At 62.6% G+C, this 20,285-nt stretch carries 21 protein-coding genes; 13 read left to right on the top strand and 8 right to left on the bottom strand.

Annotated elements, in window-relative coordinates:
• Positions 1–87: 87 nt before the first annotated feature.
• The 4 genes from ACQ66M_RS05410 to ACQ66M_RS05395 all read left to right on the top strand — a co-directional run bounded on the left by ACQ66M_RS05410 (position 88) and on the right by ACQ66M_RS05395 (position 5,342).
• Positions 88–3,096: a 2-oxoglutarate dehydrogenase E1 component gene (locus ACQ66M_RS05410; RefSeq protein WP_350174724.1), complete on the top strand. Its 3,009-nt coding sequence runs from the start codon at positions 88–90 to the stop codon at positions 3,094–3,096.
• A gap of 37 nt (positions 3,097–3,133) precedes the next feature.
• Entirely contained in the window at positions 3,134–4,639 is a 1,506-nt protein-coding gene (gene odhB, locus ACQ66M_RS05405; protein ID WP_430402387.1) for a 2-oxoglutarate dehydrogenase complex dihydrolipoyllysine-residue succinyltransferase, read from the top strand.
• A gap of 6 nt (positions 4,640–4,645) precedes the next feature.
• A complete protein-coding gene (locus ACQ66M_RS05400) occupies positions 4,646–4,906 on the top strand; it encodes a CBU_0592 family membrane protein (RefSeq protein WP_350174720.1) in 261 nt (86 codons plus the stop codon).
• Between the two features lie 91 nt (positions 4,907–4,997).
• Positions 4,998–5,342 (top strand): chorismate mutase, encoded by a 345-nt coding sequence (locus tag ACQ66M_RS05395; RefSeq protein ID WP_430402385.1) that lies wholly within the window; start codon positions 4,998–5,000, stop codon positions 5,340–5,342.
• On the opposite strand, the gene ACQ66M_RS05390 is transcribed toward ACQ66M_RS05395, so the two are convergent.
• On the bottom strand, positions 5,303–5,695 hold the full coding sequence (locus ACQ66M_RS05390) for an Hpt domain-containing protein (RefSeq protein WP_350174716.1): 393 nt from the start codon (positions 5,693–5,695) through the stop codon (positions 5,303–5,305). The two genes, ACQ66M_RS05395 and ACQ66M_RS05390, sit on opposite strands and share 40 nt — an antisense overlap.
• Before the next feature lie 181 nt (positions 5,696–5,876).
• Here ACQ66M_RS05390 and ACQ66M_RS05385 point away from each other — a divergent pair, with 181 nt between their 5' ends.
• Both ACQ66M_RS05385 and ACQ66M_RS05380 read left to right on the top strand, forming a co-directional pair.
• On the top strand, positions 5,877–6,020 hold the full coding sequence (locus ACQ66M_RS05385; protein WP_350174714.1) for a hypothetical protein: 144 nt from the start codon (positions 5,877–5,879) through the stop codon (positions 6,018–6,020).
• Between the two features lie 77 nt (positions 6,021–6,097).
• Positions 6,098–8,167, top strand: coding sequence for a hypothetical protein (locus ACQ66M_RS05380; RefSeq protein WP_430402383.1), 2,070 nt, complete (start codon positions 6,098–6,100; stop codon positions 8,165–8,167).
• Here the strand turns inward: ACQ66M_RS05380 and gcvA are convergent.
• A complete protein-coding gene (gene gcvA, locus ACQ66M_RS05375) occupies positions 8,164–9,096 on the bottom strand; it encodes a transcriptional regulator GcvA (protein WP_350174710.1) in 933 nt (310 codons plus the stop codon). The two genes, ACQ66M_RS05380 and gcvA, sit on opposite strands and share 4 nt — an antisense overlap.
• A 109-nt stretch (positions 9,097–9,205) precedes the next feature.
• Here gcvA and cysG point away from each other — a divergent pair, with 109 nt between their 5' ends.
• The 6 genes from cysG to ACQ66M_RS05345 are packed head-to-tail and all read left to right on the top strand — an operon-like array spanning position 9,206 to position 14,383.
• Positions 9,206–10,597: a siroheme synthase CysG gene (gene cysG, locus ACQ66M_RS05370; protein ID WP_430402381.1), complete on the top strand. Its 1,392-nt coding sequence runs from the start codon at positions 9,206–9,208 to the stop codon at positions 10,595–10,597.
• Positions 10,594–10,899 (top strand): DUF2849 domain-containing protein, encoded by a 306-nt coding sequence (locus ACQ66M_RS05365; RefSeq protein ID WP_350174706.1) that lies wholly within the window; start codon positions 10,594–10,596, stop codon positions 10,897–10,899. The genes cysG and ACQ66M_RS05365 overlap by 4 nt, the downstream gene beginning before the upstream one ends.
• A complete protein-coding gene (locus ACQ66M_RS05360) occupies positions 10,896–11,507 on the top strand; it encodes a glutathione S-transferase family protein (protein WP_350174704.1) in 612 nt (203 codons plus the stop codon). Before ACQ66M_RS05365 ends, ACQ66M_RS05360 begins: the two co-directional genes overlap by 4 nt.
• Positions 11,500–13,158: a nitrite/sulfite reductase gene (locus ACQ66M_RS05355; RefSeq protein WP_430402379.1), complete on the top strand. Its 1,659-nt coding sequence runs from the start codon at positions 11,500–11,502 to the stop codon at positions 13,156–13,158. Before ACQ66M_RS05360 ends, ACQ66M_RS05355 begins: the two co-directional genes overlap by 8 nt.
• A complete protein-coding gene (locus ACQ66M_RS05350; protein WP_350174700.1) occupies positions 13,145–13,633 on the top strand; it encodes a DUF934 domain-containing protein in 489 nt (162 codons plus the stop codon). Before ACQ66M_RS05355 ends, ACQ66M_RS05350 begins: the two co-directional genes overlap by 14 nt.
• Before the next feature lie 6 nt (positions 13,634–13,639).
• Positions 13,640–14,383, top strand: a complete 744-nt coding sequence (locus ACQ66M_RS05345; protein WP_350174698.1) for a phosphoadenylyl-sulfate reductase — start codon at positions 13,640–13,642, stop codon at positions 14,381–14,383.
• A 72-nt stretch (positions 14,384–14,455) separates the two neighbouring features.
• Here the strand turns inward: ACQ66M_RS05345 and ACQ66M_RS05340 are convergent, their stop codons facing one another.
• From ACQ66M_RS05340 to ACQ66M_RS05315, 6 genes are all read right to left on the bottom strand, one after another.
• Positions 14,456–15,283 (bottom strand): TrmH family RNA methyltransferase, encoded by an 828-nt coding sequence (locus ACQ66M_RS05340; protein WP_430402377.1) that lies wholly within the window; start codon positions 15,281–15,283, stop codon positions 14,456–14,458.
• Between the two features lie 31 nt (positions 15,284–15,314).
• A complete protein-coding gene (locus tag ACQ66M_RS05335) occupies positions 15,315–15,647 on the bottom strand; it encodes an RcnB family protein (protein WP_430402375.1) in 333 nt (110 codons plus the stop codon).
• Between the two features lie 54 nt (positions 15,648–15,701).
• Complete coding sequence (gene rpoH / locus ACQ66M_RS05330) at positions 15,702–16,616, bottom strand: RNA polymerase sigma factor RpoH (RefSeq protein ID WP_350174692.1); 915 nt, start codon at positions 16,614–16,616, stop codon at positions 15,702–15,704.
• Between the two features lie 214 nt (positions 16,617–16,830).
• Positions 16,831–17,958 (bottom strand): cell division protein ZapE, encoded by a 1,128-nt coding sequence (gene zapE, locus ACQ66M_RS05325; protein ID WP_430402373.1) that lies wholly within the window; start codon positions 17,956–17,958, stop codon positions 16,831–16,833.
• Positions 17,959–17,965: 7 nt separating this feature from the next.
• Positions 17,966–18,580 carry a rhomboid family intramembrane serine protease gene (locus tag ACQ66M_RS05320; protein ID WP_350174688.1) on the bottom strand — a complete coding sequence of 205 codons (615 nt, stop codon included), beginning with the start codon at positions 18,578–18,580 and terminating at the stop codon, positions 17,966–17,968.
• Between the two features lie 108 nt (positions 18,581–18,688).
• Positions 18,689–19,120 (bottom strand): response regulator, encoded by a 432-nt coding sequence (locus ACQ66M_RS05315; protein WP_350174686.1) that lies wholly within the window; start codon positions 19,118–19,120, stop codon positions 18,689–18,691.
• Between the two features lie 253 nt (positions 19,121–19,373).
• Between ACQ66M_RS05315 and ACQ66M_RS05310 the strand changes: the two genes are divergently transcribed.
• Entirely contained in the window at positions 19,374–20,285 is a 912-nt protein-coding gene (locus ACQ66M_RS05310; protein ID WP_430402371.1) for a GNAT family N-acetyltransferase, read from the top strand.

The following is a 20,285-nucleotide window of genomic DNA, read 5'->3' as shown; positions in this document are numbered from 1 at the left end:
CCTGCTAAAAGTTCCTGATGATAGGAACTATGCAATATATCGTTCCTATATGTCGGGGAGCGATTTGGTCCAGAGGACGGATGATACATGGCAGACGATGGCAGCCCGATGAATGGCACACGCAGCAAGGGCAATGCTGCAATGCTGGACACGGCATTCCTGTACGGGGGCTCGGCCCAGTGGCTCGAACAGATGCAGGCAGCCTATGCCCGCGATCCGTCATCGGTGCCGGAAAGCTGGCGCGCCTTCTTTGCTGATCTCGGTGACGAGTCGGCGAGTGCCGCGGCAAATGCCGCCGGTGCCAGCTGGAAGAGGGGCGACTGGCCCCTGCAGAAGAAGGGCGACGAGGTTGCCGCCTTTGATGGCAACTGGGCCGTTGCCGAGGCCAGGCTGGAAAAGAAGATCAAGGCCGAAAAGCCCGGCGCGTCGCAAACCGACATCGCCCAGGCGGTGAAGGATTCCATTCGCGCGATCATGATGATCCGCGCCTACCGGATGCGCGGCCACCTGGCTGCCGATCTCGACCCGCTCAGAATCGAGAATTTCGGCGACCAGCCTGAACTCAACCCCGAGACCTATGGCTTCACCGAGGCCGATCTGGACCGGCGCATCTTCATCGACTTCTACCTTGGCCTCGAATACGCGACCGTTCGCGAGATGCTCGACATCCTGCGCCGCACCTATTGCTCGACGCTCGGCATCGAGTTCATGCACATTTCCGATCCGGCCGAAAAATCCTGGCTGCAGGAACGGATCGAAGGCCCCGACAAGGGCGTGGCGTTCAGCAAGCGCGGCAAGAAAGCCATTCTCGCCAAGCTGATCGAGGCCGAGACGTTCGAACGCTTCCTGCACAAGCGCTATCCCGGCACCAAGCGTTTCGGCCTGGATGGCGGCGAGGCGGCTGTCCCGGCACTGGAACAGATCATCAAGCGCGGCGGCGCGCTCGGCGTGGAAGAGATCGTTGTCGGCATGCCCCACCGTGGCCGCCTCAACATGCTGGCGGCGGTCATGGGCAAGCCCTATGAGCAGATATTCTTCGAATTCCAGGGCGGCAACACGCAAGGGGCCGACCAGTTCGGCTCCGGCGACGTGAAATACCATCTCGGCGCCTCGTCGGACCGCGTATTCGACGGCAACACCGTCCACCTCTCGATGAACGCTAACCCGTCCCACCTTGAAGCGGTCGATCCTGTCGTGCTCGGCAAGTCGCGCTCGAAACAGGAAATGCTGCACCGGGAAACCGGCGACCTCGTGCGCACCAAGGTGCTGCCGCTCCTGCTGCATGGCGACGCTGCCTTTGCAGGGCAGGGGGTCGTGGCCGAATGTTTCGCACTGTCAGGCCTGTCGGGCTATCGCACAGGGGGAACGATCCACTTCATCGTCAACAACCAGATCGGCTTTACGACCAGCCCGATGTATTCGCGCTCCTCGCCCTATCCGTCGGATGTGGCGCTGATGGTTCAGGCTCCGATCTTCCACGTCAATGGCGATGATCCTGAAGCGGTCACCTATGCGGCAAAGATCGCGACCGAGTTTCGCCAGAAATTCGCCAAGGACGTTGTCATCGACATGTTCTGCTACCGCCGGTTCGGTCACAATGAGGGCGATGAGCCCATGTTTACCCAGCCGATCATGTACAATGAGATCAGGAACCATCCGTCGACCCGCGAACTGTATGGCCAGCGGCTTGTCGCCGAAGGCATCCTGACGGCGGAAGAACTTGAAAAGCAGGTCACGGACTTCGAGAGTTATCTCGATGCGGAGTTCGAAAAAGGCAAGAATTTCAAGGCCAAGAAAGCTGACTGGCTGGATGGCGAATGGAAGGGCTTCGGCCTGCCGGAAGATGATGAGCGCCGCGGCAAGACCGGCGTCGCCAAGAAGCGCCTGCAGCAGCTCGGCCAGACCATCACGACGGTGCCGGATTCGATCGAGATCCACAAGACGCTCACCCGTGTCATCGAGGGCCGCGCCAGCGCCATTTCCAAGGGCGAAGGCCTCGACTGGGCCACTGCCGAACATCTCGCTTTCGGTACACTGCTGGATGAGGGCTTTCCGGTCCGCCTGTCCGGCCAGGATGTTGCTCGCGGCACGTTCTCGCAGCGCCACAGCCATTTCGTCGACCAGACCACGGGCGAACGCTACACCCCGCTGAACCATATCAGCGAGAAACAGGCCCATTACGAAGTGATTGATTCGCTGCTCTCCGAAGAAGCCGTGCTTGGTTACGAATACGGCTATTCGCTTGCCGACCCGAACACGCTGACCCTGTGGGAAGCCCAGTTCGGCGACTTCGCCAACGGCGCGCAGGTTTACTTCGACCAGTTCATCTCGAGCGCTGAGCGCAAATGGCTGCGCATGTCGGGCCTCGTGATGCTGCTGCCCCACGGCTATGAGGGGCAGGGGCCGGAGCATTCTTCTGCGCGCCTTGAACGCTTCCTGCAGATGTGCGCCGAAGACAATATGCAGGTCTGCAATCTGACGACCCCGGCGAACTATTTCCACGCCATCCGCCGCCAGATCCACCGCGACTTCCGCAAGCCGCTGATCATCATGACGCCGAAATCGCTGCTGCGCCACAAGCTGGCGACCTCGACCCTTGATGACATGGCTACCAAGTCTTCCTTCCACCGCATCCTGTGGGATGACGCGGAAACGCCGGGCCGCGAAGGGAAGGTCAAGCTGGCCAAGGACAACAAGATCCGCCGCGTCGTGATGTGTTCGGGCAAGGTCTATTACGACCTGTTCGAAGCCCGCGAGGAGATGGGTGTCGACGATGTCTACCTGATGCGGATCGAACAGTTCTATCCGGTGCCGCGCCGGTCGATCATGCACGAACTCAAGCGCTTCAAGGGCGCCGAGCTTGTCTGGTGCCAGGAAGAGCCGCGCAATATGGGCGGCTGGTCCTTCATCCGTGACGAGATTGAATGGTGCGCCACGCAGATCGATGCCAAGCTGCCCCGTCCGCGCTATGCTGGCCGGCCGCCATCGGCTGCAACGGCCACCGGCCTCATGTCCAAGCACAAGGCCGAAATGGCCGCCTTCATCAACGCGGCACTCGGGCCCGATTCGGTCGACGACAAGATCGTCGCGTCCTGATCACCCTTCCCAGATTTTCCAATACGGACCAAAAATCATGACCGATATCTCAGTCCCCACCCTCGGCGAAAGCGTCACTGAAGCCACAGTCGGCCAATGGCTCAAAGCAGCCGGCGACACCGTGAAACGCGATGACGTGCTGGTTGAACTCGAAACCGACAAGGTTTCTGTCGAAGTCTCGGCATCCGAAGACGGCGTCCTCTCCGAGATTGTGGCCAATGTCGGCGACACAGTTGAAATCGGCGCGCTGCTCGGCCGCCTGAACGCAGGCGATGGCGCCGCCAAGGCTGCCCCCGCCAAGGCTGAGGCCGCTGCGCCCGCCAAGGACACCAAGGCGGCGCCCGCCGCATCGGATGGCAAGCTGACAGACGTCTCTGTCCCGACCATGGGCGAAAGCGTTGCCGAGGGCACGCTCTCCACCTTCCTGAAAAAGGTCGGCGACACGGTCAAGAAAGACGAGACCATTGCCGAGATTGAAACCGATAAGGTCGCGCTCGAAGTGCCTGCCAGCGCCGATGGCGTGATTGCCGAACTGGTCGTTTCGGAAGGTGACAGCGTCACGCCCGGCGCCGTGATTGCCCGCATCAGCGCCGGCGGCACCGGTGCTGCGCCCGCCGCGAAGCCGGCATCCCCACCGCAGCCTGCAGCTGCGGCAGCAGCCTCCAGCAGCGCCGTCGCACCCTCCGTGCGCCGTATATCCACCGAAGCCGGTGTCGATCCGTCGTCCATTCCCGGCACGGGCCGCGATGGCCGGGCTACCAAGGCAGACGCGCTCGCCTATGTGAATGCCGCGCCAAAGACCCCTGCAGCCCCTGTTCAGGCACGCGAGCCGCGCGATATCGGTCCGCGTGAAGAGCGTGTGAAGATGACGCGCCTGCGCCAGACCATTGCCCGCCGCCTGAAAGAGGCACAGGACAGCGCCGCGATGCTGACCACGTTCAATGACGTGGACATGGGCGCCATCATGGACCTGCGGAAAAAGCACCAGGACAGCTTTGTCGCCAAGCACGGCATCAAGCTCGGCTTCATGAGCTTCTTCGTGAAGGCCTGCGTGAATGCGCTGAAGGAAGTGCCTGCGGTCAACGCCGAGATCGACGGCACCGACATCATCTACAAGAACTATTACGACATCGGCGTCGCGGTCGGCACCGACAAGGGCCTCGTCGTGCCTGTCGTGCGCGACAGCGATGACCTCTCCCTTGCCGGTATCGAGAAATCCATTGCCGATCTCGGCAAGCGAGCCCGTGACGGCGATCTCACGATCGGCGACATGCAGGGCGGCACGTTCACCATCTCGAATGGCGGCATCTATGGCTCGCTGATGTCGACACCGATCCTGAACCCCCCGCAATCCGGCGTGCTGGGCATGCACCGCATCGAACAGCGCCCTGTCGCCGTCAATGGCCAGGTCGTGATCCGTCCGATGATGTATCTCGCGCTCAGCTATGACCACCGCATCGTTGACGGTAAGGAAGCGGTTACCTTCCTCGTCCGCGTCAAGGAAGCACTCGAAGATCCAGAACGCATGCTGCTGGAAGTCTAGGATGTGATGATCAGTCCGTTCGACGCCATAGGCATCCTTGGCGTCGGACTAACGCTGATGGCCTATCTCCTGCTGCAGACCGAACGCCTCGAGTCGCGCTCACGCGTCTATTCGGCACTGAACCTGTTCGGCTCTGTCGCAATCCTCATGTCGTTGGCGTTCGACTTCAACCTGTCGGCGGCGCTTATGGAGGGCTGCTGGGCCCTGATCAGCCTTTACGGGCTGGTCAAGGCCGTGCGCGCCATGCGGCGGGCACCGCCGGTCTAGATGGCCCGCGCTGCCCCGTCGCACCTCCCTGTCTTGCCCCCTGCATCATCCCCATGTATCGGGCACGCTTAACAAAACGGGGCCCAAGCCCATGACCACCTATACTTCCGACCAGCGCCACCATACGGCCAAGACATCCGAAACGATGGCCCAGGTGCGCTATGAGATTGACCGGATCGACCGGCTGCTTGTGGAAATCCTGGCCGAACGCCAGTCCTTCATGGACGCTGCCGCCCGTATCAAGGGCGACCGCGCCATCGTGCATGATCGTGCCCGGATCGAAGACGTGATCACCAAGGTCAAGGCGGCCTGTGCCGATGCGGGTCTGTCACCGGCCATTGCAGAGCCGGTCTGGCGCACGCTGATTGACCGTTGCATCGCCTATGAATTTGCCAGCTATGATGCCCTGGTCACTCCGGAAGACGCCAGTTCGTAAGCCGCCTTGGCGACTGCTTCCAGCGTGTCGCCCAGCGTATCCTTGATATCGCCCAGCATCACGGCGGCGGCCGTCACGCTCGGCGGTGTCTCTGCCCGGCCAAGCCGTTCGGCCCGGCCACAGACCGCCGCCAGCCGCACTGCGCCAATGCCGAGACTGGCACCTTTCAGCGTGTGGGCGGCATCGGCCCACTGACTGGCATCGGCCCGCGGGTCCAGCAGGCGGGACCAGATTTCCGCCTGTTGTCGAAAGATGTCGATCACCTCGATAGCCAGTGACGTATCGCCCCCGGTCATCGCCTTCAGGTGGTCGCGGTCCAGCAGCGCCAGCGGGGCAGGGGCGTCGTCGGTCATGATTGGTGCTCCGAATGAATGCGCCACTGTCTCATGGCGACCTTTCCGCAATGGTTAAGACCGGGACGTGATCCGTTCACCAACCCTTACCAATATTTATCCTTTGTCGGGAAACCGGATTTCGGATATAAGCTCGCGCTTCGGGGAATAACTTTCCCCGGCTACTTGTATGGGGATTATCATGGCCGCGATCATCGTGCTTGTCCGAAACCTTGTCCTTGCTGCGATTCTCGCCTGGCTCGGTATTGAATTTGCGCCCGCAGACAATGACGAGAATGCCGACAATCGTCCGGCCGAGAACATGGTCGTCAGGATGCTGGGCTAGGCAAAGCCCCTGTCGGGCCTTGAAAAAGCCTGTATTCCGGCCTCGCCGTGGACGTATTGTCGCGGTATAGTCACATCATGACGGATACGCCTTCAGCTCGCCCGTCCGGCCGGGATCTACTGGCCAGGCAAGAGGCGTCGGAAAACTTCGAGTACGCCCGGCATGGTGGCGGCTGGATGGTTGCTACCGGATTCCTCATCGCAACACTCTGGTTTATCGGGGTTGGCGCGGCTCTGCTCGGCCTGCTGGGCATTGATGCCGTGCTTGCCCTTCCGCCGGCCGTTCTGGTCGCGGGCGGCATTGGCGTGCTCATCCCGGGGCTGATCATTATGATGGCGGGCTTCATGGCCCGCACGAACCGTCGCGCCGCCGCCTCGAATGCCCTCGTCATGGAAGCCGCCATCCGCCTGCTCGCGCCTGCGCGGGAGGCCGGCACCGAAGGCATCTCGATTGCCGAACAGATGAAGCAGTCGGCCGCCGAGGTTGATCACGCCATGGCGCATGCCATCTCTGCCATGAAGGCCATGTCCGGCGAAATCGGCGATGAGCGCATGCGCCTTGAGTCGGTTGCCTATGCCAGCGCCGACAATGCACGCGACCTTGCACAGCGCCTCGGGTCTGAACGCGCCGCGCTGGAAAGCCTCGCCCGCGACCTGCGGGCCCAGATCAATGAAATGAGCGAAGCCATTCCGCGTCAGGCCCAGCTTATGGTCAATGCGGCACGCCAGGCCGGAGAGGAAGTCGCCATCGCTGACGAAGCACTGGAAGCGCGCCTCAATGGCATGCGGGTGGCAGGCGAGTCGCTTGCTGCCAAGCTGATCGACCTGGACGGTCTTGCGCGCGATGCCTCCTCGCGCACCGAAACTCTCACCTTCGCCGTCAGCCGCGTTGAGGAAAAACTCGAACAGTCGCGCAAGCTCGTCGATGCCGCTGTGCGGGCAGGCGAGATCGCCGCTGCCGCCGCCTCGACCACCGGCGATGCCCTGAAGGATGCCGTCTCCGCCGCGCTGGATGGCGCCCGCATGGCCAATCGCGAAATCAACCAGTCGACCCGGTCGGCAGCCGAGGAAGCTGCCAGCGCGCTGGCGCGGCTGCGCGAAGCGGGTGAGCATGCCACAGCCTCGGTCCGCGCCGCCGGCAATGCCGCGCGTGCCGAGACAGACCTCCTGAACCGCCGCCTCGGGGCCCAGCCATCCGGCGCACCCGCCATTTCGGCGCCCGCGCCGAAGCCGGCCCCGGCACCAGTAGCCGAGGCCGCCCCGGAGCCATCCACATCCACCCCCACGCCACCACCCCAGGTGCCTGACGCACTGGCTGCGACCCCGGCCCCTTATGTGAATGGCCATGCCAATGGCGCGGTGAACGGGCACACCAATGGCCATGGATCGCCCACGGCTGACCTCTCAGGCACCACGGGCACACCCGCCCCGCGCCCCGCGCCTACCCGTGTGCCGCCACGTCCCAGCATGGAAGACGAGCTTTTCGACGCCGCGGCAGACCTGCTGGCCTCTGCCAGCCTCGGCAAGGAATCCGAAGACGACGCCGGGAAAGACACACCACTTGAACTCGGCCGCGAGATTGACCCCAAGGATCCGAACCCGCTGACGCTGCGCCGCCGTTTCGACGATGTATCCGACACGCCCGCCACACCAGCCCGGCGGGCGACGGATATTTCCGCGTCACCATCGACCGGCGGCGCGCTCGTGCCATCTTCCGGCAGGCCGCCCTCGTCCGGCAGCGAGATGGGCTGGCGTGACATCATTTCAGACATGAGCCGCGATGAATCAGGCGGCAAGCCGGACCGCGAGGACATTGCCGACGAGCTCATCCAGCGTCTCCAGACGTCTGGCATCCTGCTGCCAGAGGCGTTCCGCCCGAAAGCCAAGCGCAAGATCGCCGAAGCCGCGCGCCAGGGCGAACGCCAGCGCCGCGCTGCGATCATGGACAATGCCGGCCGTCAGGTTGAGCGCGTGTCCCAGCGCCTGCGTACGGATCGCGACTTGCAGCAGCTCGCCCGCGAATTCATTTCGCTTGAGGCCGAAGACGCACTCAACGCGCTCGAGCAGACTCAGAAGACCAGCCGCAATGCCAGCCCGCGCCTTGCTGCCTATCTCCTGCTGGATGCCGCAGCCGGGGTCAGCAACTAGACCCCGACGATCTCGCCCTTGGCCGCTTCGGCCTTCACCCATTTCATGAAGTCCCGCACATCCGGCGACAGGTGGCGGCCCTTTGGCCAGACCAGCCAGTAGCCGAAATCAATCAGCGTCGATCCGTCCGCGAACGGGGCGACCAGCCGGCCCGATGCGAGGTCCGCCGCCGCAATGGCCTGCTTGGCCAGCGCCACGCCGCGCCCGGCCGCCGCCGATTCGATCACCAGAATGGCCTGATTGAACCGCGGCCCGCGTGCGCCGTCCACGCCTTCGACGCCCCGCGCCCGCAGCCAGCTTGTCCAGTCAGGGCAGGAGGGATCATTCTCGCCGCTCTCGTCATGCAGCAGCGTATGGTGGCGCAGGTCTTCCGGCCTGCGGATGGCATCGGGCCCTTCGAGCAGGGCAGGGGAGCAGACCGGCAGGACCGTTTCGTCCAGCAGTTTCTCCGATTTCAGGCCCTCATAGCTGCCCCGGCCATACCGGATGGCAAAGTCGGCATCGGCCATGGTAAAATCGGTGAGGCCCATGTCAGCCGATATCCAGGCTTCGACGCCTTCATGGGTGCGATGGAATCCGTCCAGCTTGGGCGCCAGCCATTTGGCGGCAAAACTGGGCGCGCACGAGACCATGACCCGCCCCTTGCGGGCGGGGGCCTGCATAATGCGACCTGCCTCGGCGATCCGCTCGAAGGCTTCGCGCACCAGCGGCAGGCTGGCCTGCGCGGCATCCGTTAGCAGCACAGAGCGGCCCGTCCGCTTGAACAGGGGCGTGCCGGCATAGTCTTCCAGTTGCCGGATCTGTTGCGAAATTGCGCCCGGCGTAACATTGAGTTCATCGGCCGCCTGTGTGAAAGACAGGCGTCTTGCGGCCGCTTCAAAGGCGCGCAGGGCATTCAAGGGCGGCAGGCGGTCGTTCGGGTCTGACATGAAATAGTATCTCTAAAGGCTCGCTGTAGGGGTTCACGGTTGCGCCTGAGCCGTCAAGAGCCATCTTGGGATGTGATCGATCAGCAATACTAAACAAGAGTGGCCCCGCATGCGGCAATTTCCGGCCTTTTTCAACATGGATGATGCGTCCGTTGTCGTATTTGGCGGGGGCGAAGAGGCCCGCCGCAAGGTGCGATTGCTCGCCGCCACGCCCGCCCGCATTACCGTTATCGTTAGCGAGATTGAACCCGGCTTCGCCGAGGAGTTCGCCGGCCGCATAACGATTGCGCCGCCCGAGCATGCCGGTCCTGCGCTGGATGTCGCCCGATTTGCGATCGTTGCGAACCGGCTCGACAGCAATGCTGAAAAGGCCATCACGATGGCACGCCAGTATGGCGTGCCGCTGAACGTGGTCGATCATCCGGACTTATGCGACTTCACCGTCCCGTCCATCATCGATCGCGGCGATGTAGTGGCTGCCATCGGCACGAATGGCACCGCTCCCGTACTGGCCAAATCGATCCGTGAAAAACTTGAAGTCCTGCTGCCCAAACGCATCGGCGACCTTGCCGCGCTGGCCGCGCGCCTTCGCCCGGATGTCAAGGCTGCCATCCCTGACAGCAAGGCCCGCCGACGCTTCTGGGAAAGCGCGCTGACCGGCCCCACCGCCGACCTTGCCTATGCGGGCAACCTCGACGGCGCTGAAGCCGCCATGCGGGGCCGCCTTGTCCACAGCGCGCACGCGGAAGGCATCGTCCACATCGTCGGCGCCGGCCCCGGTGACCCCGAGCTTCTGACCCTGAAAGCCCTTCGCCTGATCCAGGAGGCCGACATTGTCTATTATGACCGTCTCGTCAGTGCGGAAATCCTGACGCTGATCCGCCGCGATGCAGACCGCGTGCCGGTCGGCAAGTCAAAGGGCGATCACTCCGTGCCGCAGGAAACCATCCATGAGTGGCTGATCGCATCGGCGCGCGAGGGCAAGCGCGTCGTCCGCCTGAAGGGCGGGGATCCGTTCATCTTCGGACGCGGCGGTGAAGAACTCGAAGCGGTGCGCAGCGCCGGTGTGGTGGCCATGGTCGTTCCCGGCATATCCTCGGCACTCGGCTGCGCCGCCAATGCCGGCCTGCCGTTGACCCATCGCGACCATGCGCAAAGCCTCACCTTTGTCACTGGCCATGCCAAGAACGGCGGCGTGCCGGATCTCGACTGGTCCGCACTTGCCCGTCCGGCGCAGACGGTTGTCGTCTTCATGGGCGTGGGCACGTCGGGGGCGATTGCGGAAAACCTCATTCAGGCCGGACGCGCCCCGTCGACACCCGTCGCCATCATCGAGAACGGCACCCGCGACAATGAAATCCGGGTCTTCGGCACGCTGTCGGAACTGCCCCACCTCATCCAGCGCGCCGGTATCAAGGGGCCGGCCCTCCTCGTCATTGGCGAAGTCGCCGCCCTGCCCGAAGAAGCCATTGCCCGCGCTTTCAAGGATCATGTCGCATGAGTTCTGTCCGCCCCAAGCTGAAACCTGAAACACCCAAATCCGTCACCGCCTGGGAGACCGCCTCCGGGCGCACCGTCTGGATGGACGCAGACGGTAACTGGACCAGTGATGCCGCACGCATTGCGGCCTTTACCGGCGATGAAGCCGAAGCCCATCTCGCCCGCGCCATGAAGCAGGAAGGCCGTGTCACCGACCCGTATTTCATGGAAGTGACGGACACCGGCGCCGTTGCGGGCCGTGAAACCCTGCGCGAATCGATCCGCGTGAACGGTCCGACCGTGGCCTATGGAGAGGACGCATGATCCGTATTTTCGGCGACTCCATTTCGGGCAATTGCCAGAAGGTTAAATGGGTAGCAACGCGCCTGTCCGTTCCCCACGAATGGATTGAAATCGATATCCTGAAGGGCGAGACCCGCACGGATGAATTCCTCGCGATCAACCCGTTCGGGCAGGTGCCGGTCATCCAGTTCGAGGATGGCCGCACGCTGGCCCAGTCGAATGCGATCATTCTGCACCTTGCCGAAGGTTCTGACCTGATACCCGGCGATGCCTTCGAGCGTGCCAAGATGCTCGAATGGATGTTCTGGGAGCAGTATTCGCATGAACCGGTGATTGCGGTGCGCCGGTTCCAGAAGCTCTATCTGAACATGCCTGACGACGAGATCGACCCGGACCTGCTTGCCAAGGGCCGCCGCGCCCTCGGCCGGATGGAGATGGCACTCATCTCCAGCGACTGGATTGCCGGCGGCGAGGCGATCACGCTCGCCGACCTGTCGCTGCTGGCCTATACGCGCCTGGCGCACGAAGGCGGGTTCAACATAAACGATTTTCCCGCCGTGCATGCCTGGGTCGCCCGCTGTGAGCTTGAACTCGGCCTGCCACACCTTCACGAGGTCACTCATGTATAGATATGACGAATTCGACGAGCGCATCGTCCGCGAACGGGTCGCCCAGTTTGGCGGACAGGTGGCGCGCCGCCTGTCAGGCGAATTGCTGGAAGATGAGTTCAAGCCATTGCGCCTGCAGAATGGCGTCTACCTGCAAATGCATTCCTACATGCTGCGCATTGCTATTCCCTATGGCCAGCTCAGCCCGCGCCAGATGCGCCAGCTCGCCCGCATCGCGCGCGATTTTGACAAGGGATACGGCCACTTCACGACGCGCCAGAACATCCAGTTCCACTGGATCGCGCTGAAGGACGTGCCCGAAGTGCTCGGCCTTCTGGCAGATGTCGAGATGCATGCCATCCAGACCAGCGGCAATTGTATCCGCAACACGACATCAGATCATTTCGCCGGCGCCGCGCGTGACGAGATCAAGGATCCGCGACCATGGTGCGAGATCATCCGGCAGTGGAGCACGTTCCATCCGGAATTCGCTTTCCTGCCGCGCAAGTTCAAGATCGCGGTGACGGCCGCCGAAACCGATCGCGCCGCGATCCGCGTGCACGATATCGGCTTGCACATGCGCCAGCGCGGCGAGACTGTCGGCTTCGAAGTCCATGTTGGTGGCGGGCAGGGGCGCACGCCTGTAATTGCCTCGCTGGTCAATGAATTCGTGCCTGAAGACCGCCTGCTCGATTACCTTGAGGCCATCATGCGGGTCTACAATTTGCACGGCCGGCGCGACAACAAGTACAAGGCGCGCATCAAGATCCTCGTCACCGAGCTGGGCGAAGCGGAATTCACCCGCCAGGTCGAGGCCGAGTTCGCCGCACAAAAGCCGCACGAGAAGATCGACCTGCCGCGTGAAGAGATCGAGCGGATCCACACCTATTTTGCCCGGCCTGACTTTCCGGCGAAGCCTGAAATCTCCGAGGCGTTCGAAGCGGCCAGAAGCACGGATGCCGGCTTTGCCCGCTGGGTGAAGAACAATCTCCATCCGCATGTCACGCCCGGCTACACGTCCGTCACCATCAGCCTGAAACCGGTCGGTGGAACCACCGGGGATGCAACGGCTGCCCAGATGGAAACCGTGGCCGACCTTGCCGAATCCTATGGTTTCGGCGACGTTCGCGTGACCCATACCCAGAACCTGATTCTGCCGCATGTCGCGCTGGATGACCTGCCGGCAATCCATGCCGCCCTGGTTGCGGCCGGCATCGCCACGCCGAATGAGGGCCTGATTACCGACATGGTTGTCTGCCCCGGCCTTGATTTCTGTACACTGGCCAATGCGCGGTCGATTCCCGTCGGACAGGCCGTGCAGCAGGTCTTTGCCGATCCGGACTATCAGGAAGACATTGGGCGCCTGCACCTCAACATTTCCGGCTGCATCAATGCCTGCGGGCACCACCATGTCGGCCATATCGGCATCCTCGGCGTCGACAAGAAGGGTGAGGAATTCTACCAGATCAGCCTTGGCGGACGCGCAGACGAGAAAGCGGCCATTGGCGACATTACCGGTCCGGGCCTGAAATCCGAGGAAGTGCCCGGCGCCCTCAAGCGCGTGATCGACACCTATCGCAGCCTGCGCACCAGCAAGGATGAGCTGTTCATCGACACGCTGAACCGCCTGGGCCATGACCCCTTCAAGGAGGCGCTCTATGCCACTGATTAAGCACGGCGCTGAATCCGACGATCCCTGGGACTATGTCGAGGATGAGACGGACCTGTCCGAAGGCGGGTATTTCACCGTCCGGCTGAGCCGTTTCCTGGCCGAGGCACCGACCTTGTCCGACCGGAATACGCGCGTCGGCGTGCGTCTCGCGCCCGACGACGAGATTGATGAACTGGTGCCATACCTGCAGCAAATACAGCTGATCGAGATCGATTTTCCCAGATACACCGATGGCCGCGGCTATTCCCAGGCCCAGCTCCTGCGTCGGCGTCATGGCTATGAAGGCGAGCTGCGCGCAGTCGGCCACGTCCTGCGGGATCAGATATTCTATATGTACCGTTCAGGCATCGATGCTTACGAAACGGCCCGTGCGGACCTACCTTCAGTGCTGGAAGCATTGAAGGAATTTTCCGAAGTCTACCAACCCGGTGCGGGTGGTCAGGTGCCGGTGTTCCGCAAGAGACACGGAAGTTAGAACCTGATGCCTTATGGTGACGTAATTGCCCGGAACGCTGAAGCGCCGGAACTTCGCCTCGCCCGCCTGAATGGCGAATTGCGCGACGCGTCGGCCCAGACGATCCTGCGTGTCTCGATGATCCGCGAATGGCCCGAGCGCATGACCTATGTGTCGAGCTTCGGCGCCGAAAGCGTCGCCATGCTGGCGCTGATCGCTGATGTAGATCCGTCGCTCCCCGTCGTCTTCCTCGATACCGGCATGCACTTTCCGCAGACGCTGGACCATCGCGACGAAGTCATTGAGCGCCTCGGCCTTACCGGCGTGCGCTCAATCCCGCCGAACGAGACAGAGCGCAAGGTGCTCGACCCGAAGAACGATCTCTGGAAAACTGACACGGATGCCTGCTGCGCGCTGCGCAAGGTCCGCCCGCTCGAGCCGGCGCTTGAAGGCTTCTCGGCCTGGATCACGGGCCGCAAGCGGTTTCATGGCGGCGCGCGCCTGTCGCTACCCGTCTTCGAATTCGCCAATGGGCGCTACAAGATCAATCCGCTGGCCAACTGGACACCGGAAGATGTCGACCTGATGATCAAGCAGCGTAACCTGCCGCGTCATCCGCTCGTGTCCCAGGGCTATCCGTCGATTGGTTGCTGGCCGTGCACCAAGCCTGTTGCCGAGGGCGAAGATGTGCGCGCCGGACGCTGGGCCGGTCAGGACAAGACCGAGTGCGGCCTGCATGTCGACAAGAACGAACGCCCCCGGGTATTCTAAGACAACACTCCGGGAGGGGCGTCACACCACGCATTCCCGCAGCGCCCTCTCCGCACTGGAGGGGGCGTTCTCTTATCCGGCCCGGGCAGCAAAAGCATGCGCCATTGCAATCGCTCCGGCCGTGGCGACGTTTACGCTGTCAGAGCCCGCCGACATGGGGATGCCCACCGGCTGAGCGGCCGAGATCAGGTCATCCGGCAGGCCCGGCCCCTCGGCACCGAGCAGGATGGCGAGCTTGCCGGGCACTGTCACGGAGCCGATCGGCGCGGCTCCGGCATGTGGCGTCATGGCCCACACGGTGTAGCCCGCGTCCTGCGCCGCCTGCACCATCCCGTCGCCGCTGCCGCCATGCGCAAAGGGCAGCCACAGGCTTGCCCCCGACGAGACACGGATTGCCTTGCGGTAAAGCGGGTCGCAGCACTGGCCATCGAGTAGCACGGCATCCGCGCCAAAAGCGGCCGCATTGCGGAAACACGCGCCGACATTGTCGTGATTGGAAAGGTCAGAGAGCATTAGCAGGGTGGAGGTGAGGGGTTTTTCCTGAGAAATGTCACTCAGGATGCGCGCTGCATTTGTTCCAGTCGCCCCCTTCAGTCCGCAGGCGAGCACGCCCCGGTGTATCGGGAATCCCGCCACCGCGTCCATCACGTCCTGCGGGGCGACATAGACGGGCACAGCTTCCGGCACATGCGCCAGGAGATCAGCGAGCGGTTCCAGCCGCGTTTCGCACAGGAACAGGCTCTCAACTGCAAAGCGCGAGCGCGTGACCAGCGTCGCAAGCGTCACCTTGCCCTCGACAATGAACCGCCCGCCATGGCCGGCGGTGAGGTCTTTCTCGCGGATCGAGGTGTAGGCGGCGAGGCGCGGATCATCAGCGTGCTGGACAGTAAAAAGGGGCATGCGTGATGCATGCCCCTTTGCTGTGCCGGGATCAATTCAGAAGATCGATGACGGCCTGGGCCACGAGCCCGGTTGTGATTTCAGTCAGATAAGCGTCGTCGTCTACGCGCACCCAGCGATAACCGGCTGGCGCAGGTCGCAGGTCGTAGCGCGCCCAGTCATCGAACTGATACGTACGATACTCATGAGGCAAGTATTCGCCGCGCTGCCACATCTTTTTGGCGTGGCCGGGAGGCACTTTGCCCTGCTTGGCAAGACCCGGAGGCAGTTCATGGCCCTTGGCATGACCCGGAGGCTCCGCAAAGGCGGCGCCGCCGATGCCCAAACTACCGGCGATCAGGGCGGTCAGAAACTTGTTACGCATGGCGTTCTCCTTTCAGGAGCCTGATCAACCGCCAGGCGACAAAAGAGTTCCGCTTCAGTTCACTGCCGCGCCCGGCGTGACGGGCATGCCCTGTTCCTTGGCCATGCGCTTCATCGCCTTTTGCAGCTTTTCGAAGGCCCGCACTTCAATCTGCCGGATGCGCTCGCGGCTGACATTGTAGGTCTCCGACAATTCTTCCAGCGTCTTGGGCTCTTCCGACAGGCGGCGCTCGGTCAGGATGTGACGCTCGCGCTCGTTCAGGTCTTCCATCGCATTCGAGAGAAGGTCCATGCGGGCGTCATACTCCTGGCGGTCGGCGAATTCCTCGGCCTGGCCCTGCTCGTCATCGGCCAGCCAGTCCTGCCATTCCATGTCGCCATCCGTGCCCATCGGCACGTTCAGCGAGGCGTCCGAGCCGGACATGCGCCCGTTCATCGAATAGACTTCGGCTTCCGTAACGTTCAGTTTCTCGGCGATCAGCCTCGCCTGTTCCGGCTTCAGGTCGCCTTCGTCCAGCGCTTTCATCTCGCCTTTCAGGCGGCGCAGGTTGAAGAACAGCTTCTTCTGCGCGGCCGTCGTGCCGAGCTTCACCAGGCTCCACGAACGCAGGATGTATTCCTGGATCGCGGCGCGGATCCACCACATCGCATAGGTGGCGAGGCGGAAGCCCTTTTCAGGGTCGAATTTCTTGACGGCCTGCATCAGGCCGACATTGCCCTCGGAAATGACTTCGGCCATGGGCAGGCCGTAGCCGCGATAGCCCATGGCGATCTTCGCCACGAGGCGCAGGTGCGAGGTGACCATCTTTTCAGCGGCTTCGGTGTCATCATTCTCGAGCCATTTGCGGGCGAGCATGAATTCTTCGTTTTTCTCGAGCATCGGGAACTTGCGGATCTCGCTGAGATACCGGCTGAGACCCTGTTCCGGGCTAAGGGCGACCGAACTGCGGGCAGAAACTGGGTTAGCCATGATAATGTCCTCTTCTTGAAACCAATCCCGCCAGAGCGGCGATGGTTCCCGTTTCAGGTGTTCCGGGAATGGTCTTAGCCCCGCATGGCGGCGGCGTATTCCCCGGAAATGCGCATGTATGTCATCGCGCAGCAGCATAAATAGGAAATATGGCCCGGTAAGGGAAGGGGAAAGACAAGATTTGTGAGCGATTCTTCACGAAATCCGGGCGACTTCAACCGTCGGTCACGGCCCTGTGTCCTTCGGCGAAATATTCGGTGGAACGCATTTCGTGCAGGCGGCTGGCGGTGCGCTTAAATTCGAAGCTGCCATCGCCTGCCGGGTAAAGCGCATCCGGCTCTGCCGCCGCGCTCGCCACCAGTTTCACCTTGGCTTCGTACAATTCATCAATCAACGTCACGAAGCGGGCCGCTTCATTGCGGTTCTGCGGCGAGAGCAGGGGGATGCCGGCCAGGATCACGGTGTGGAAATTGGCGCCGATGGCGTGATAGTCGCGGGCGCCCAGCGGCCGTGCGCACAGCTCCTCGAAAGTGAACCGTGCCACGCCCGCAGCTTCCCGGCTGACCTCCAGCTTGCGGCCCTTGATTGTCAGCGTGCAATGCTGCGGCTGTGCGCCGAGGGTCAGGCGGTCCCAGGCCCTGTCCAGCGCAGCATCGGAGGCGGCATCGAGCGGCGCATACCAGACCGGCGCCTCGCTCAGCCGGTCCAGCCGGTAGTCCCGGTCGGATCTCAGCTCGACGATGTCGCACCTGGATTTGAGGAGGCCGACAAAAGGCAGGAAGAGCGGCCGGTTGATGCCGTCAGCATAGAGGTCATCCGGGTGCCGGTTGGATGTCGCCACCACCGTGACGCCGGCACCGAAGAGCGCCTCGAACAGGCGCGACAGGATCATTGCGTCGGCAATCTGCGTCACCTGGAATTCATCGAAGCAGAGCAGTTTCGCGCCAGAGGCGATCCGTTTCGCGGCTGGCGCGATCGGGTCGTCGCCGGCTCCCCTGACATGCCACTCGGAGCGTTTGCGTGCCCGTTCGTCCATGCTGCGCCATTCGCCCAGCATGTCATGCACGCCGCCCATGAATTCATGGAAGTGCACGCGCCGTTTCGGCGTGACGGGGGCTGCGTCGAAGAACAGGTCCATCAACATGGATTTTCCGCGCCCGACGCCGCCCCATAGATAGAGGCCGGTAACGGGCTCAGGCTTTGAAAGCCAGCCCCGCTTGCGCTTTCCAGCCAGCGCCCTGGCCAGGGCATCAAGCCGGGCGGCCGCTTCGGCCTGTGCCGGGTCAGCATCGAGAATGCCCTCGGCAATCCGGGCTTCGTAGCGGTCCAGAACGGAAGGCATCGCGCGCTCAGCCAATCCGGTTCGCCACCTGTTCGATCAGCTGTCGCCAGGCGTCAGGGCGCAGCAGCATGGCGATGACCAGTCCGGTCAGGGCACCGCCAAGGTGGGCGCCATGCGCCACCATGGTCTGGTCGCGCTGTGACAGGATAAAGCTGGCGACAATGAATCCGGCACCAAACACGATGGCCCACATCGGAATGGCAAAGAACAGGTAGAGCATTGCGAACGGGAAGAAGAGGCAGAAGCCGCTAATGACGCCGGATGTCGCGCCCGATGCGCCAACAGCCCGGTAGCCTGGCTGATTGCGCTTGTCGGCATATTCCCAGATATTGCCGCCCAGCATGGAGGCTGCATACAGGATCAGGAAGCCGCCGGATCCGACATGGCGCTCAAGGATCTGCCCGAACATGTAGAGCACATACATGTTGATCAGGAGGTGCAGGCCATTGACATGAAGGAAGGCGGACGTGACGAACCGGTGCCATTCCTCACCCTGCCGGATGGGTGCAATCCAGAAGCAATACCGGTCGAAGAAAGCGGGATTGTTGAATGCCAGCACGCTTGCGATCACGTTCGTGGCGATCAGCACCAGTGTCACGGGATATTCCAGAAGTGCATCCATGGCGTTCCAGGGTCCCTGAATGGGCTAAGCCGCCCGGTAGGCTAACACGGGCGGCTTAGCAAGTTCAGGCCGGACTCTGCAAGCATAAGCACCTGTCTGGCGAATGCCTCAGGCGGCGCGGGCCGGGGCGGCGGCGGCAGGCATCTGCTCCAGCAGGAAATCCTCGAATGTATCAGGGCGCTGGATGAAGCGGTTGAACGGCAGGTTGGCCTTGAACACGGCTTTCGGGGCGATGTTGGCACCACAGCGCAAGGCCGATTCGACAACCTGGTCACGCGAGTCCATCGACGAGACAACCGCGATGCGATACTTGCCCATATTGGCGACGCGGGCGATCGTCATGTCCGGGTCAACACTGTCGGGCAGGCCCAGGTCGAGCACGACAAGGTCGAAGCGCTCAAGGCGAAGGCGTGCTTCGGCGGCCATCAGTGTTGGCGCCATGACGAGATCGACCTGGATACGCGAGCGGGCAGCCTTGTCGGCGGCAATCGCCAACATGTCTCGCACCGGCTCGTGGTCTTCAACCCAAAGAACTTTCATATACTCTACCTCGAAATGCTTCCTGAACCTGGGCGTCTGTGTTCACCGGCGCCCGTCTGCAGATGAACTTGCCACGCGGGCCTTACAGCTTGGTAAAGCAGAACTTTCCGAAGTGTTGAAATCTCAACAGATCGCGCCTTCCGGGAAAGGTCTTTCGCGGCGCCTGTCATGCCGCATCCGCTTTCCCGTAAGGGGACTTCATGTATTGTGACGCGTGGCGAATCTGCCGCGAAGAAAAAAAACAAAAAACTGCATGACCGACGAAATCGCCTCTTCTCCAGCTGCCTCCCGCGCGGTTTCGGCCTTCCTCGAGGACGAGGCAGGCGACGACCGGCACATTGTCGACGTGCTGATCGAGGAGCGCTGCCCGAAACTTCGGTCAAGCTGGAGCTGGCCACTGGTGCGGCCCGTGCTCTACCAGATGCTCGGCTATCGCAAGGCGCGCCGGATGGCTGACGAGATCGTCCGCCTGAATGGCCGGGAATCCTTCGACCGCCTGTCCGGCCAGCTCGCCTTCGATCTCTCAGTCGATGCCATTGAGCGCATGCCTGCATCGGGACGCCTGATCGTTGCGGCCAACCATCCGACCGGGCTTGCGGATGGTGTTGCGGTCTGGGACCTGCTCAAGCAGGTGCGCCAGGATATTGTCTTCTTCGCCAATGCCGATGCCGTCCGCGTCAATCCAAGATTCGAAGATGTCATCATCCCGGTCGAATGGGTGGCGGCCAAACGCACTCCGGCCAAGACACGCGAGACGCTGAAGCGCGCCGCCGAAGCCTTCGCGCAAGAGAAGTGCGTCGTCATCTTCCCGTCCGGCCGCCTCGCGCGGCGGGTCGATGGCGTGCTCGAAGAGAAGGAATGGTTCTCCACCGTCGTAGGCCTTGCCCGCAAGCAGAAGGCCCCGATCCTTCCGCTCAATGTCGATGCCCGCAATTCGGCGCTCTATTACCTTTTCTGCAATCTCAATGACGAACTGCGCGACATCACGCTGTTCAAGGAATTGCTCAACAAGCGCGGCTCGCAGTTCCGCATGACCTTCGGCGAGGTGATCCCGCCGGATGCGCTGCAGGGCGACCCGACCGCCCTTACCGACAGCCTCAAGCGCCACGTCGCCTACAGCCTGCTGGCTGACCCCGACGCTGTCTTCAGGCCCGATCAGGCCTAA

The organism is Hyphomonas sp. (genome assembly GCF_965284475.1).
Lineage (GTDB): Bacteria > Pseudomonadota > Alphaproteobacteria > Caulobacterales > Hyphomonadaceae > Hyphomonas.
This window is presented reverse-complemented; position numbering and strand designations above follow the sequence as displayed.